We start from the raw sequence: 13,619 nt of genomic DNA on the forward strand, positions 1-13,619 counted from the left end.
GGCTCAACTCCCTTGCACTGGCGGGGCCCCGTCGTCCCGGCTGCGCGGGTACGCGGGCGGGGTGTGCGGTGTCACCGGCCCCGAGTCGCCGCCGGCGCTGCCGGGGGTGCGGTGCGGCGGCTGCGACTGCTCGTACGTGTCCAGTGGGTCCGGCTGCCCGAATCCGGCGCGGGACGATTCGGAACGCGTGTCGCCCGAGGCCACGCCGGCCGGTGCGAGGTGTTCCGCCGGGCGGTCGGCACCGGACGGCTCCGCGCCGGAGGCACTCCGGCCGCCGCCGTCGGAGCCGGAGCCTGCTGCTTGGACGCCCTTGCCGGCGCGGGCGACGGCGAAGCCTGCCAGTGCGGCCCCCGCCAGGAACACGCCGGGCCTGCGCCTGGCGAAGTCCCCGAGGTCGCTGAGCAGTCCCTCGGGGCCCCGGCTCTCGAGGCGGGAGGCCACTCGCCCGCTGCCGTCGGCCACCTGGCGCACGGCCTTGGCCGCCGCGGAGCCCGACCGGGCGTTGCTGCTCATCTCCTTCAGGTCGTCGGACACCTGCTGCAAATTGGCGGCCAGGCTGTGGGTCTGGGAATGCGCCTGGTCGCGGAGTTGACCGCGCACCTGGCCCGTCAGATCCCTGGCCTGGGAGCGAGCCTCGTCGGCCACTCCCGCCGCCTGCTGTTTGGCGGTGCCTGCCACGCTCGAGGCGTGCTCCGTGACCACCTCCGTACCCTGCGCCGCCTTCTCCTGTGCTGCGCTCGCTGCTGCCGCGGTCTTGTTCTGGTCCCTGCGGTCGGGGCCGTCGATGTCACTCAAGACTCCTCCTGCGTCAGACGATGCGGTTCTTGTCCCCGTGCGGGTACCCCTCACCCGGCACCGTATCTGCGCATATCGGGAAAAATAACCGTTCAAGAGCAAACCATCATGAACACCGTCTGTTACCGAGCGGGGCTTGAGAGCGACGGCTCCGGATACCCCCCGCCCCGAGGCGACCACGGGACGTATCGCAGAGAACGAACACTGCGCCGGGTGGAAACCGGGGAACTCACGGAGGACCAGGAGGAACGCATCGGCATGACGCTGATGCCGCTCGAGGACCGTAGGGACGTCCTGCGGGACAAGTCCGGCCTCGAGCCCGGCGATCTGAACATCGATCTCAGCCCGCTGGGCCCGCTGTCGCCCACGGGGAGCGACGAGTCCCTTTTGCCGTTTCCGCAACATCCTTTGCCGTGGCGCCTGCCATGGGCGGAGTATCTCCGGTGAACGGAGGTACACCACATGTCCACAGCAGCAGCAGAACACAAGGCGACCGGCGCGGGCGCACCGGAGCGCGGGCGTTACGACGTCGTGGTCGTCGGCGGTGGGGCCGCGGGGCTGAGCGGAGCCCTGACGCTGTCCCGGGCCCGGCGCTCGGTGCTGGTCGTCGACTCGGGCCGGCCGCGCAACGCTCCGGCCGGGCACGTACACGCGTATCTGTCGCAGGAAGGCGTGGCACCGGCAGAGCTCCTGGCGACCGGGCGCGCCGAAGTGAACCGCTACGGCGGCGAGTTCGTCACAGGCACCGTGGAGGCCGCCGAACGCCTGGAGAGCGGCCGGTTCCGCCTGGCGCTCTGCGGCGGGGCGACGGTCGAGGCGGACCGCCTGCTGGTGACGACCGGCCTGGTCGACGAGCTGCCCCCGGTGCCGGGTCTGGCGGAGCGGTGGGGACGGGAAGTGCTGCACTGTCCGTACTGCCACGGGTACGAAGTGCGCGACCGGGGCATCGGGGTGCTGTCCACCAGTCCGATGTCGGTCCACCAGGCCCTGATGTGGCGGCAGTGGAGCGACGACGTGACCCTGTTCCTGCACACGGGCCCCGAGCCGGGCGACGACGAGTACGAGCAGCTGGCCGCCCGTGGCATCGCCGTCGTGGACGGGCGGGTGGCGTCCGTGGAGAGGACGGACGGACGGCTCAGCGGAGTGGTCCTCGACAGCGGAAAGGTGATCGCGCGCCAGGCGCTCGTGGTCGCCCCCCGTTTCACCGCCCGCGCCGCCTTCCTCGCCGGGCTGGGACTCGAGGTCGCGCAGCAGGAGATGGGCGGCGTGGTGATCGGTACGCGGATCACCGCCGACCCGAACGGGGCGACCGCGGTACCGGGCGTCTGGGTGGCCGGGAACGTGGCCGACATGAGCCTCCAGGTGATCGGCGCCGCAGCCGCGGGAGTCCGCGCCGGAGCGATGATCAACGCCGACCTGATCTCGGAGGAGACCCGCCGGTCGGTCGAGGACCTCAGGCACCGTCGTGAGGCCCCTCCGGCGGGGTGAAACCGTCCGCGTGGCCCAGGGCCCGTCTACACGATGCGGCCCGGGCGAAACGGTCTCGGCGATGCGGTCGAGGTGAAGCGCTCTACGCGAACAGGAACGCCGCGGCGCCGCCGGCACCGAGCCCGGCGCCGGCGGCGGTCTGGGCGACCGAGTGGTAGCCGAGTGCGACGCGGGACCAGCACACCGCCAGGACGAGACCGTAGGCGGCGATCCACCACGGCGAATGGACACAGGCCAGCAGGGCCGTGACGGCGGAGGCGACCGCCGAGTCCACGCTGATCTTCCAGACGGTGTTCACGGCGAGGAGGACCACGGTCATCGCCCACAAGGCCGTCATCGCGAGCAGGATGCCGGTCGGAGCGTTCCCGAGGACCATCACCACGAAGCCCACAGCTATGGAGCCGAGGATCACGAAGAAGATGGGGGCGCGCTGTCGGCGGTCCACCACGTGCCGGTCGCCCCAGGTGCCGCGGCGGCGCTCCCTCTCGATGTAGGCGGCAGGCACGATGCCGGCGCACAGCGCGCCCAGCAGGCCCCACGGCAGGCCGGTCCAGCTGTCGGCGGCGGCCGCGCCGATGCCGAGCATGCCCGGCAGCAGCACGTTGCGGGGCTGGAGGAGATCGGTGACCGCGCGGGCCACCTCAGTGGTCCGCTGCGCGGCGCTGCGGGACATGCCGGGTCCTTCTCGGGTCTTGGCGGGCGCTCGACACGGCGGCCGGCCCGCACGGCCGGCCGCCATGATCGTATACGCCCGCCCGGACCGCCCGGCAGGCACTCGGGCCGCGAGCACGTCCGGCGCGATCCGCAGGTCCGAGAGCAGCCCGCGGTACGCCGCCTCACGGTCGTCGGCCCGCAACACCGCCGACGGGTGGAACGTGCCGACGACGCAGCCGTGGGCGGCGGCGTCCTCCGGCGGCAGCCCGCCGGCGCCGGAGATGTCGGCCCGGCCGAACTCGTCCCACGCGGGCAGGGGCAGCAGGAGCCCGCGCTGCTCGGTGACGCGGAAGGAGCCACCGAGCACGGCCCTGCCCGCGGTGGCCCCCAGCGCCATCACAAGGCCGGGCCCGATCGTGCGTGGGGGCAGGTTCGCCTGTGCGCACGCCGGGTACCCGGGCCGCCCGGCGGTACTCGTACCGCCGGTGTGCTGTGGCCGCGGCCTGCGAGGTACGCGGAACCGTCCGTACGCGATGGGAGGCCCGGATGACCGACGCCCTCGAGCTCGACGCCTTGTGGGAGGAGTTCCGCGGTGTCGTCAACATGACCTCGCAGGAGCTGAGCGCCCGGCTCCAGGCCCAGGACGCGGGCGAGGACACCGATCCCCCGCCGGACGGGCCCGGCTCCCCGACGCGGAGGAAGGTCCTGGCGGTGCCGCGCAAGCGTCGCACCGACCTCACCGACGACGACGTGCGCGTGATGTACCAGGTGGTGGACACGGTGCAGGCGCGGCGGGAGCAGAGCGCGGCGGGCACGGACGACACCCGCGGACGCCACCGGCTGATGGCGCTCGGGCACGACCCGCTGAAGGCGGGCCGACCGAACGGCTGGCCGGTGCGCGGCAGGGGACGAAATCCGGACTGTTGACTCGGGAGATTTCGGGCACCCGCCCGGTATGAACAGTCAAAGCCCCGATCCCGACCCCCGGAAGACTCCCGGCCTCCGGCCCGGTGGCACCGTGCCACCCGGAGAGACGCCGCCCGGCGAAGCGAGCACCGGTTCGGAGACCGGCCCGCGCGGGGACCAGTCGCGCGGCTGGGCCAAGGGTCCGATGATCGCCATCGGCATCGTCGTCGTGGTCTTCGCGGCCTTCTTCCTGACGTACGCGCTGGTCATGATCCTGTGACCGGTCGCCTGCCCGGTCACCGCACGCCGCCGACACGGTCGCGCCGCGGACTCGTGGTCCCGTGCGCCTTCGGCAACGCGGCCGGGTGAGCGCAGGCGGTACCGCGCCGCATCAGCCGCAGCCGCCACAGGAAGGAGACATGCCATGTCCGGCGAAGGAGTCCGGCGCGACCAGGCGCGGGGCGACGAGGTCTACCAGCCGCAGCACTCCGACGTGCAGAACCCTCCGAACAACGACCTCGACATGGAGAACGTGATCGGCGAGCGCGGACTCGACGACATGATGGTGGAGGGCTACTCCCCGCCCGAGCGACCGCTCGGCGTGGGCAAACACGGGACGACCGGTGAGGAGCAGCAGGAGGGCGAGAGCCTCGACCAGCGCCTCGCGCAGGAGCTTCCCGACGTGCAGGAGCCGCGGGGCGACGGCATCGGCGACCTCGAGGGCGGCGCAGGCGAGCCGGTCGACCAGGAGGCCGGCGTGACCCGCTCCGGGCGCCTCACGAGCGCCGAGGACCCCGCCCCCCGGCGGCCGAGCGACATGGTCGCCCGTGACGTGGGCATCGACGGCGGCGCCGCCGGGGCCGAGGAAGCCGCAGTGCACGTGACCGACGACGACCAACTGCGCGACGAGTAGCGCGAGGTACGGCGGCAGGCCCGCTTCCGGGTCCTCTTCCGGGTCGGCGACGAAAAACCGTCGTGATTCTGCGGGGGACGTACCGGCATCGGTTGACGGCCGTTCAGGCGGGCGCATGCCGGCGCCCCCGCCGGGGGGTGCGCCGGGGCACGTGTGGGCGCCCCGCCCGGGTGCGCCGCCGCGACCGTACCGGACGCGGGAATTCCGCTTCCCCGAATTCCGCAAGGACCTTGGTCACCGCCACCTCCATTGGCATGCTTGAGCCCCGCGCAGGGCGGGCATGGACCGTCCACGCCCGCCGTGCGCGGTTCGCCCAGCTCAAGGCGGAGGTGTAGAAAGAATCCATGGCCGGACACTACGGCCGCCCGCGCTCGGTTCTGAGGATGCGAACTGTCGCCGGTCAGGTCTTTCTCCTGCAGGTGGCGATCGTGGTGTTGCTCGTCGCCGCGGCCATGGCGGCACTCGTGTTCCAGTCCCGTGCGGGCAGTGAACGCGAGGCACGCAACCGGTCGGTCGCCGTCGCGGAGACCTTCGCCAACTCCCCCGGAATCGAGGAGGCACTGGCGAGTCCCGATCCCACCGCGCAGCTCCAGCCCGAGGCCGAGGCGGCCCGCAAGCGTTCCGGCGTCGACTTCATCGTCGTGATGAACCCCGAGGGCACCCGTTACACCCATCCGCTTCCGGACCGGATCGGTAAGAAGTTCGTCGGCGACCTGGACCATGCCCGCGCCGGCGAGGTGTTCACCGAGCGGATCACCGGCACCATCGGACCGCTCGTCCAGGCGACCGTCCCGGTCACCGACGACGACGGGACCGTGGTCGGCCTGGTCTCCGCCGGTATCACCATCGAGCACGTGAGTGGTGTCGTCGAGGAGCAGTTCCCCCTCCTCTTCGGCGCCGCGGGTGGCGTACTGCTGCTGACCACGGGCGGCACGGCCCTGGTCAGCCGCCGGCTGCGGCGTCAGACCCATGGGCTCGGCCCCGCCGAGATGACCCGGATGTACGAACATCACGACGCGGTTCTGCACGCAGTCCGCGAGGGAGTCCTGATCGTCAGCGGCGACGGCCGCCTGGTGCTCGCCAACGACGAGGCCCGCCGACTGCTCGGTCTGCCGGCGGAGGTGGACGGCATGCCGGTCACGGAGCTGGGCCTCGATCCGCTCGCCACACGTCTGCTGTCCTCCGGGCGCGTCGTGACCGACGAGGTGTTCCCCGTCGGTCAGCGGCTCATCGCCGTCAACCAGCGCTCGACGGACCAGCACGGCGGGCCGCCCGGCAGCGTCGCGACCCTGCGGGACACCACGGAGCTGCAGGCCCTCACGGGCCGGGCGGACCTGGCCAGAGGACGACTCAGGCTGCTCTACGACGCGGGCACGGAGATCGGCACCACGCTGGACGTGGTCCGCACGTGCGAGGAGCTCACCGAGTTCGCCGCGTCCCGGTTCGCCGACTTCGCCACCGTCGATCTGGTGGAGGCGGTGCTGCGTGGCGAGGAGCCCACCGCCACGGGCGCGGACACCGACATGCGGCGCACCGCCGTCAGCGGCTCCGGCGAGACGGCGCTCTACCCGTTGGGGCACACGATCCGGTTCGCACCCGTCACGCCGATGGGCAGGGGGCTCGGCCGGGGAGAGGCGGTGCTGCAGGCGGATCTGACCAGCCTGTCCGGCTGGCAGGAACAGGATCCGGAGCGGGCCCGGATGCTGCTCGAGCAGGGCATCCATTCGATGATCGCGGTTCCGCTGCGGGCACGGGGCGTGATCCTGGGCGTGGCCATGTTCTGGCGGGGGCCTGGCCATCCGGAGCCGTTCGAGGACGAGGATCTGTCGCTGGCAGAGGAACTGGTCGCCCGCGCGGCGGTCAGTGTCGACAACGCACGGCGCTACTCACGCGAGCACACGATGGCGGTCACGCTCCAGCGCAGCCTGCTGCCCCGCGTGCTGCCGGAGCAGACCGCCCTCGACGTCGCCTACCGCTACCGTCCCGCACTGGCCGGGCTCGGGGGGCTGGGGGGCGTGGGCGGCGACTGGTTCGACATCATTCCGCTGCCCGGCGCACGGGTGGCTCTCGTCGTCGGGGACGTCGTCGGCCACGGGCTCCACGCCGCCGCCACCATGGGGCGCCTGCGTACGGCAGTGCACAACTTCTCCAGCCTGGACCTGCCGCCCGACGAGCTGATGTTCCATCTGGACGAGTTGGTGGCCCGTATCGACCAGGACGAGACCGACGACGGCGCGGACGCCGGGGTCACCGGGGCCACCTGCATCTACGCGATCTACGACGCGGTGTCGGGGACCTGCAGCATGGCGCGGGCCGGGCATCTCCAGCCGGTGATCGTCCATCCGGACGGCACGGCGGAGTTCGCGGACGTGCCGGGCGGGCCGCCACTGGGGCTGGGCGGCCTGCCGTTCGAGACCCTCGAACTGCGGCTGCCGGAGGACAGCCGGCTGGTGCTCTACACGGACGGCCTGGTGGAGGACCGGGAACGGGAGATCGACGAAGGGCTGGAGCTGCTGCGCCGCACACTGGCCGACCACGCCGGGCAGGACCCCGAGGAAACCTGCGAGACGGTGCTGGCCGCACTGGTGCCCGAGCGGCCGCGTGACGACATCGCGCTGCTCGTGGGACGCACCCGAGTACTGGACTCCGGGCAGGTGGCGGAGTGGGACGTGCCGTCGGATCCGGCGGCGGTGGCCCGGGTGCGCGCGGCGGTGGCCGACAGGCTCGCGGCGTGGGGACTGGAGGACGAGGCGTTCACCACCGAGCTCATCCTCAGCGAGCTGGTCACCAATGCGATCCGCTACGCCACCGGGCCGATCCGGGTGCGGCTCATCCGGGAGCGCGCCCTGATCTGCGAGGTGTCCGACCACAGCAGCACCTCGCCCCATCTGCGGCAGGCCGCCATCACCGACGAGGGGGGACGCGGTCTGTTCCTGGTCGCGCAGTTCGCCGACCGCTGGGGGACGCGCTACACGGCGGACGGCAAGGTCATCTGGACCGAACAGCCCCTGCCGGGCGGTGCGGGCGTGTGAACGGCTCCACCGGGGACCGCGGGCGCGTGAACGGCTCCACCGGGACGGCCGGTGTGTGACGGGTCCACCGGGACGGCCGGTGTGTGACGGGTCCACCGGGACGGCCGGTGTGTGACGGGTCGCGGGCGCTCACCCGGGGACAAGAAACCCGGGACGCCTGCTGACGGGACGACAAGAAAAAGGGCCCCGGCGGCTCGGCCCGGTGAAGTTCGATTGCCGCTCTTGCCCGTGGGGTTACTCGTCCGTAGCGTCTGTCTCGCGCAACGGCCGGGGCGGCGTGAGCGACCGGTTCCACTTCTTGGCAGACGCCCCGGGTGCCCCTCCCCGGCGCCGGACATCGCTGCACCGTTCCGGTTCCCGTTTCCGTTTCCGTATCGCGTTCTCGTTCGTGTTCGTGTCCCCGTTCGTGTTCGTGTTCAGTCCCGTTCCTGTTCCCGCTTTCCCTGCGCCGCGTGCCCTGCTTGCGGCGCCGAATCCAGGAGCCCTGATGAATCGTCCGAAGTCCGCGCCGCTCCGAGGCCGAAGAGCCGTAGTCCGCGGGGCGGTAGCCCTCGCCGCGGGGCTGGGGCTGGTCGCCGCCACCTCCGGGTCCGCCCATGCGGTTCCCGTCCGCCTCGACTACCCGCTGACCGGCACCACGCACCTCCAGGGCACCGGCTCCGACCTCGAGCTGGGGCCCGGTGTGCTGGAGGTGACCGCGGACCTCAGAGCGGGAACGCTCTCGGCCAACACCCAACTGCCGCCCGCCCCAGGCTCGTTCAAAATGCTCGGCGCCATCCCCGTGAGCGTCACCACGGAGTTCGTCGAGACGGAGCCGACCACCGGCACGATCGATCTGAAGACCGGCGCCCTCAAGACCACCACGAAACTCACCCTGCGGCTCAAGAACCTGAAGGTCGCCGGAATTCCCACCCCGGTAGGCAGCTCGTGCCGGACGGAGGCACCGGCGGAACTCAACCTGACGTCCGATCCGGGATTCAACGCGCTCCGGGGCGGGACGCTATCCGGGACGTACAGCATTCCGAAGTTCGAACACTGCCTGCTGGCCACCCCGCTCATCAATCTGATCATTCCGGGCGACGGCAACACGGTCCGCCTGACGCTGGCGCAGCCGGCCCCGCCGCCTGCCGCCTGATCACACTCCCGCCCGGGCGGGGCCGGTGCCCCGGGTGCGCGCGCCCGGGGCCGCGGCCGATGTTCCCGGCGGCGGCCGTCCTCACCCCTTGGCGGCGACGTAGTAGACGTTGATCGGGTCACCCTCGACGGTCCGGATGCCGACATCGGTGAAACCGGCGTCCTTCAGCATCCGGACGGCCGTCTCCTGGCCCCAGACGGTGCCGAGGCCCGCCCCACCCGTGCTGAGCGAGGTCGTCATGCAGTAGAAGACGGAGAAGCCGAAGAGCGCGGGCCCGAAGGGGTGTCCGATGTTCTTCTCCAGCCTGCTGGACGCGGCCATGTCGGCCATGAGGAAGGTGCCGCCCTCCCGCAGCGCCCCGGCGATCGCCGCCAGTGTCGCGTCGGGCCTCGCCAGGTCGTGGATCACGTCGAACGCGGTGATCAGGTCGTACTCGCCACTGATCTCCGTCGAGTCGCCGACCGTCCACCGCACGTTGCCGAGCCCCAGCCGGGCCGCCTCCGCGCGGCCTGCGGCGATGCCCTCCTCGGAGCGGTCCAGACCGTGGAAGAGGCTGGCCGGATACGCCTTCGCGAGCACCACCGGGGCGTGGCCCTGTCCAGTGCCCACGTCGAGGGCGTGGATGCCCGTACGAAGCCGGTCGGGGAGACCGGGTGCGAGGGGGATGATGGTGTCCACGAGGGACCGGTCGTAGACGCGGGCCGTCTCCTCGGCCTGCAGTGCCTGGAACCTCGGATAGGCGGAGTACGGCACTCCCCCGCCTTCGCGGAAGCAGCGCACGATCTGCTGCTCGACCTCACCCATCAGCCCGATGTACTGCATCATGCCGGCGAGGTCGTCGGGGCCCGCCGCGGTCGTCAGGGAGGCGGCGTGCTCGGGCGGCAGGGTGTAGGTCTCGTCGTGCGGCTCGTACGAGACGATGCCGCCGACGACCATGCCGCCCAGCCACTCGCGCACGTAGCGCTCGTCGAGATCCGCCGCCTCCGCGATGCCGGCACTGGTCGAGGGCGGCAGGTCGGCGAGGGTGTCGAACAGCCTGGTCTGATGGCCGATGCTGATCAGCAGGGCCAGTGCGCCCTTGTTCAGCACGTCGACCATCTCACCGGCGAACGCCTCCTGCTCGGCGAGGTCGAGTGCCGCCTGCCCGGGTACCGTTTGCTGTGTGTCAGGCCCCGACATGACCGCTCCTTCCACAGAGGCTGCTGCCGCGCACCGGCGAGACCGGCCGCATTTTTCACATTACGCCCGAGTCGGGGTCGGAGACTTGGCAGAGCGGGAACGGCTTGGGACCCGGAACGCCGGGCGCGGCGAAGGTCCACGAGATCGACGTGCCGGATACCGCCGGAGCCACCTTCCCGGGACACTTCACCGCGCAGCCGGGCGCCTGACCGCGGAGGGGTCGGCCGCGCGCTCGACCGCCGGACGGCCGAGCCGTCGAGACGGCGGCGGCATCGGTGCCGGCTCCGTCAACCGTCATCCGTCAGGTGACAGGGAGCAGTAGTTCCGGGCGGTCCCACATGACGGCCGGGGGCCGGGCGTCGACGGTGCCGGTGCGCCGGGCACCCACGCTCAGGTAGAAGCCCTCCGCGGGCGGATGCGCCACGACGCGGACGGCGTCCAGTCCGGCCGACCGGGCCCGGCCGGCCATGTGCTCGATCATCAGGCGGCCGATGCCCAGCCCCTGCGCATCGTCGGCCACGAACATCAGATCCAGCTCGGGCGGCGACAGCACCAGGGAGTAGAAGCCGAGGACTCCGCCGCCGTCGGTGGCGACGAACACGTCGTGCGCCTCGATGTAGTCGGGGCCGACGCGGTATCCGGCGACCATCGGGGCGTAGTGGCCCCGGTAGGCACCGGAGCCCCGCACCAGCCGGGTGAGCCGCCTGGCGTCGGCAGCGGTCGCGCGGCGGATCGCCGAGGCTCCCGGGCGAGCGGCCCGCCGCCCGGCGGCGCCCTTCGCGGTCAGGGGTGACGTCATGGAACGAGTATGACGCGCCCCGGGGCCCGGCCCGGTCACGCCCGCCACGTGGTGGACCTCACCCGTGCACGGACCTCAGCCGTGTACGGGACCGCCCGCGCCGCGAGAACAGCCTGAGGCAGTCCGCCTCCGGTTCACTCCGCCGTGTCGAGGAAGTCGGCCACCATGGCGGCGCATTCGTCCGGCGCCGCGATCCGGGTGCCGAGTTGCTCCGCCTTGTCCCTCTTTGCCCCTGCGTTCCCTCCGGCGACCAGGAGGGAGGTCCGCTTGGACACGCCGGAGGACGACTTGGCCCCGGCGCGCTCGATGAGTTCGTCCATCTCGTTGCGCGGCGGGCCCGCCGCGCCGACGATCTCCATCAGCCAGGCGTAGGCGTCCCGCCGAAGAGACCATAGCCTTCGCGAGCCGGTCGACGAGGTGACGAGACTACGACTCCGCGCGATGCATCATCGCTGGACGGGCCCCGTGCCGATCAGCGGCCATCCCCGTCCGCGTGCCCCGTTCCGGACCGGGCCCCCGGCCGCACAGCGAAGGACCACGCCCATGCCCCGCTCGGGCGTCTCGGCACCCGCTGTGGGGCCGCAACGAGGAGGGCTGCTCGGAGGACCCCGGCTCACCTCCGCGATCGCCGTCGCCTACACGCGTGGCCTGCGCGGAGAGCATCCCGTCTACTGGCGCACCGCACCCGTGCTCAAGCACTGGCTGGCCCACAACAACGAAACCGACCGGGACACCTCCTCCTCGGTCCGCCCGCGGGTCCTGTACGAGTACGACCTACGAGCCTTCCGCCCCGCCGTGGAAGCGGGGGCGGTCGCGGGAGTGATGCCCTCCTGCAACCTCGTCAACGGCAGGCCGAACCGTCTCTCCCTCCTGCTGAACACCCATCTGCGCACGTGGACCGACCGGTCCCTGGTGGTCTGCTCGGACGCCGGCGCACCCTCCAACCTGGTGGACTTGGAGCACTACTACGGCACCCACGAGGACACCACGGCCGCCGCACTGCGCGCCGGCGTGGACAGCTTCACGGATCACGGCGAGGACTCCTCGGTCATTCGCGAACGGGTCAGCAAAGCACTCGACCTGGGGCTGCTCGAGGAGAAGGACATCGACGAGGCCGTGCGCCGACTCCTCAGGATGCGCTTCGACCTCGGGGAGTTCGACCCGAACTCGACCCGTACGCCGGGGCCGGGGCCTTCGACACACCCGAGCACCGGGCCCTCGCGCAGGAGGCCGCGGAGCAGGCGGTCGCACTGCTCAGGAACGACGGCCTGCTGCCGCTGGCCGCAGGAACGCGCATCGCGGTGGTCGGGTTGCTCGCCGACGAGTGCAAGCTCGACTGGTACAGCGGAACGCTGATCCACCGCTGCACGCCGGTGGACGGCCTGCGCGCCCGCTTCGGCGCTCAGAACGTCACGTTCACCGAGGGCGTCGACCGGGGCCGGCTGCGGACGGCGGCGGGCTGGGTGCACGTACCGTCCTCTTCAGGTACCGGCGGGCCGCGGGCGGCCGAGGGCGCTCTCGACCCTGCGCTGCTCCGGGGGCGCACAGGCCTTCCACCGCTGACCGTCGGCGATGAGCCCACGGTGTTCGCCATGGTGGAGTGGGGAGAGGGACTGTTCACCTTCCGCGCACCCGGCGGCGCCTACGTGTCGGTCGCAAAGGACGGTCTCGTGCGCGCTTCCGCCGACCAGCCCGGAGGCTGGGTGGTGCGGGAGACGTTCCGGCTCGAGGAACACGGTGACGGCCACCTCCTCGCACATGTGGCTACCGGACAGTACGTCTCAGTCACCGCTGGGCGCGGTCCGGTCAGCACTGGCCGGCGTTCCCGCCTCCGAGCACCCCGATGACATACCGCCGGCGCGCGGTCCTCGCGCCGACCACGCGGGACCGGACGTCGTCGGGCTGTTCGCCGACCGCGCCGCCGAGTACCGCGCCACGGTGGTCCGTGTCCCGGCGGCCGGTGCAGCGGCGGCCGTCGGCGACGCGCTGCTGCGCACGGGAGCACGGTCCCTGGTGGTGCCGCCCGGGCTCCCCGATGACCTGGTCCCGAAGGGACCCTGGTCGCGGCCGGCGGACGTCCCGCCCCTGACGGTAGGACAACTCGATGCGGCGGACGCCGTGGTCACCACCGTCGTCACCGCAATCGCCGTCACCGGCACCGTGACCCTCGACCACGGCCCCGGCCAGGGCCGCAGGGCCCTGACCCTGCTGCCGGACCAGCACATCTGTGTGGTCCGGGCACATCACCAGATCACTCCCGACGTGCCCGAGGCGCTGAGCCGGCTCGACCCGTTCCGCCCGCTCACGCTGATCTCCGGCCCCTCGGCCACCAGCGATATCGAACTGAACCGTGTCGAGGGCGTGCACGGCCCCAGGATCCTGGACCTCGCCGTGGTGACGGAAGCCTAAGGACCGGGCGCCGGGAGCGTGAGGGGGAGCAGCGCGGGCAGGTACCGCGCTGCTCCGGCATGCCCCTTCTTTCACCGCCGACCAGACGGCAACATACCTCCCACGTATTCATGAGGCCGGGTTCGGCAACAGGCAACTGAGCAGCGTCTTCTTGAAATCTTCGTCAGCCCTATGAACGGCCGGCCGGGCCGTTTGCACCTGGACACCCGACACGGCCGAGCTGAGCCCGACCCTGCCCACCGCGCCGTCCGCCGTCCTGCTCCGCATCACCCCCACGGACTCCGGCGCTCCCTGACCACCCCCACGTCT

Annotated in this window: 11 protein-coding genes and 3 pseudogenes; 9 read left to right on the forward strand and 5 right to left on the reverse strand. The window is 71.9% G+C overall.

Annotation, left to right across the window (positions count from 1 at the left end; all coding sequences use genetic code 11):
• Positions 1 to 3: 3 nt before the first annotated feature.
• Positions 4 to 795 (reverse strand): hypothetical protein, encoded by a 792-nt coding sequence (locus tag AB0903_RS13380; protein WP_366702142.1) that lies wholly within the window; start codon positions 793 to 795, stop codon positions 4 to 6.
• 198 nt (positions 796 to 993) lie between these two features.
• Between AB0903_RS13380 and gvpK the strand changes: the two are divergent.
• Both gvpK and AB0903_RS13390 read left to right on the forward strand, forming a co-directional pair.
• A pseudogene (gvpK, locus tag AB0903_RS13385) lies at positions 994 to 1,161 on the forward strand (gas vesicle protein GvpK); the annotation flags it as partial.
• A 96-nt stretch (positions 1,162 to 1,257) separates the two neighbouring features.
• Positions 1,258 to 2,283 carry an NAD(P)/FAD-dependent oxidoreductase gene (locus AB0903_RS13390; RefSeq protein ID WP_366702144.1) on the forward strand — a complete coding sequence of 342 codons (1,026 nt, stop codon included), beginning with the start codon at positions 1,258 to 1,260 and terminating at the stop codon, positions 2,281 to 2,283.
• A gap of 82 nt (positions 2,284 to 2,365) precedes the next feature.
• Here AB0903_RS13390 and AB0903_RS13395 read toward each other — a convergent pair whose 3' ends face one another.
• Positions 2,366 to 2,956: a hypothetical protein gene (locus AB0903_RS13395; protein WP_366702231.1), complete on the reverse strand. Its 591-nt coding sequence runs from the start codon at positions 2,954 to 2,956 to the stop codon at positions 2,366 to 2,368.
• Between the two features lie 527 nt (positions 2,957 to 3,483).
• On the opposite strand from AB0903_RS13395, the gene AB0903_RS13400 reads away from it, so the two are divergent.
• The 5 genes from AB0903_RS13400 (at position 3,484) to AB0903_RS13420 (ending at position 8,923) form a co-directional block, all read left to right on the forward strand.
• Positions 3,484 to 3,864 (forward strand): DUF3140 domain-containing protein, encoded by a 381-nt coding sequence (locus AB0903_RS13400; protein WP_366702146.1) that lies wholly within the window; start codon positions 3,484 to 3,486, stop codon positions 3,862 to 3,864.
• A gap of 28 nt (positions 3,865 to 3,892) precedes the next feature.
• On the forward strand, positions 3,893 to 4,123 hold the full coding sequence (locus AB0903_RS13405; protein ID WP_366702148.1) for a DUF6480 family protein: 231 nt from the start codon (positions 3,893 to 3,895) through the stop codon (positions 4,121 to 4,123).
• A gap of 144 nt (positions 4,124 to 4,267) precedes the next feature.
• Positions 4,268 to 4,756, forward strand: a complete 489-nt coding sequence (locus AB0903_RS13410) for a DUF5709 domain-containing protein (RefSeq protein WP_366702150.1) — start codon at positions 4,268 to 4,270, stop codon at positions 4,754 to 4,756.
• Positions 4,757 to 5,100: 344 nt separating this feature from the next.
• Entirely contained in the window at positions 5,101 to 7,788 is a 2,688-nt protein-coding gene (locus tag AB0903_RS13415; protein WP_366702152.1) for a SpoIIE family protein phosphatase, read from the forward strand.
• A 487-nt stretch (positions 7,789 to 8,275) separates the two neighbouring features.
• A complete protein-coding gene (locus AB0903_RS13420) occupies positions 8,276 to 8,923 on the forward strand; it encodes a hypothetical protein (protein ID WP_366702154.1) in 648 nt (215 codons plus the stop codon).
• Between the two features lie 81 nt (positions 8,924 to 9,004).
• On the opposite strand, the gene AB0903_RS13425 is transcribed toward AB0903_RS13420, so the two are convergent.
• From AB0903_RS13425 to AB0903_RS13435, 3 genes and pseudogenes are all read right to left on the reverse strand, one after another.
• Positions 9,005 to 10,102, reverse strand: coding sequence for a class I SAM-dependent methyltransferase (locus AB0903_RS13425; protein ID WP_366702155.1), 1,098 nt, complete (start codon positions 10,100 to 10,102; stop codon positions 9,005 to 9,007).
• 301 nt (positions 10,103 to 10,403) lie between these two features.
• Positions 10,404 to 10,901: a GNAT family N-acetyltransferase gene (locus tag AB0903_RS13430; protein WP_366702157.1), complete on the reverse strand. Its 498-nt coding sequence runs from the start codon at positions 10,899 to 10,901 to the stop codon at positions 10,404 to 10,406.
• A 134-nt stretch (positions 10,902 to 11,035) separates the two neighbouring features.
• Positions 11,036 to 11,230: pseudogene (locus AB0903_RS13435) on the reverse strand (BRCT domain-containing protein); the annotation flags it as partial.
• Between the two features lie 233 nt (positions 11,231 to 11,463).
• Here AB0903_RS13435 and AB0903_RS13440 point away from each other — a divergent pair.
• Positions 11,464 to 12,694 (forward strand): annotated as a pseudogene (locus tag AB0903_RS13440) (glycoside hydrolase family 3 N-terminal domain-containing protein); the annotation flags it as partial.
• On the forward strand, positions 12,660 to 13,310 hold the full coding sequence (locus AB0903_RS13445; protein ID WP_366702159.1) for an LUD domain-containing protein: 651 nt from the start codon (positions 12,660 to 12,662) through the stop codon (positions 13,308 to 13,310). The pseudogene AB0903_RS13440 and the gene AB0903_RS13445, both read left to right, overlap by 35 nt.
• Positions 13,311 to 13,619 lie beyond the last annotated feature (309 nt).

The organism is Streptomyces sp. NPDC048389, assembly GCF_040706335.1.
Taxonomy (GTDB): domain Bacteria; phylum Actinomycetota; class Actinomycetes; order Streptomycetales; family Streptomycetaceae; genus Streptomyces.

Coding starts and splice junctions, on each gene's coding strand:
- AB0903_RS13400 (WP_366702146.1), top strand. CDS start 3,484: ATGACCGACGCCCTCGAGCTCGACGCCTTGTGGGAGGAGTTCCGCGGT.
- AB0903_RS13425 (WP_366702155.1), bottom strand. CDS start 10,102: ATGTCGGGGCCTGACACACAGCAAACGGTACCCGGGCAGGCGGCACTC.
- AB0903_RS13405 (WP_366702148.1), top strand. CDS start 3,893: ATGAACAGTCAAAGCCCCGATCCCGACCCCCGGAAGACTCCCGGCCTC.
- AB0903_RS13415 (WP_366702152.1), top strand. CDS start 5,101: ATGGCCGGACACTACGGCCGCCCGCGCTCGGTTCTGAGGATGCGAACT.
- AB0903_RS13445 (WP_366702159.1), top strand. CDS start 12,660: ATGTGGCTACCGGACAGTACGTCTCAGTCACCGCTGGGCGCGGTCCGG.
- AB0903_RS13390 (WP_366702144.1), top strand. CDS start 1,258: ATGTCCACAGCAGCAGCAGAACACAAGGCGACCGGCGCGGGCGCACCG.
- AB0903_RS13410 (WP_366702150.1), top strand. CDS start 4,268: ATGTCCGGCGAAGGAGTCCGGCGCGACCAGGCGCGGGGCGACGAGGTC.
- AB0903_RS13420 (WP_366702154.1), top strand. CDS start 8,276: ATGAATCGTCCGAAGTCCGCGCCGCTCCGAGGCCGAAGAGCCGTAGTC.
- AB0903_RS13430 (WP_366702157.1), bottom strand. CDS start 10,901: ATGACGTCACCCCTGACCGCGAAGGGCGCCGCCGGGCGGCGGGCCGCT.
- AB0903_RS13395 (WP_366702231.1), bottom strand. CDS start 2,956: ATGTCCCGCAGCGCCGCGCAGCGGACCACTGAGGTGGCCCGCGCGGTC.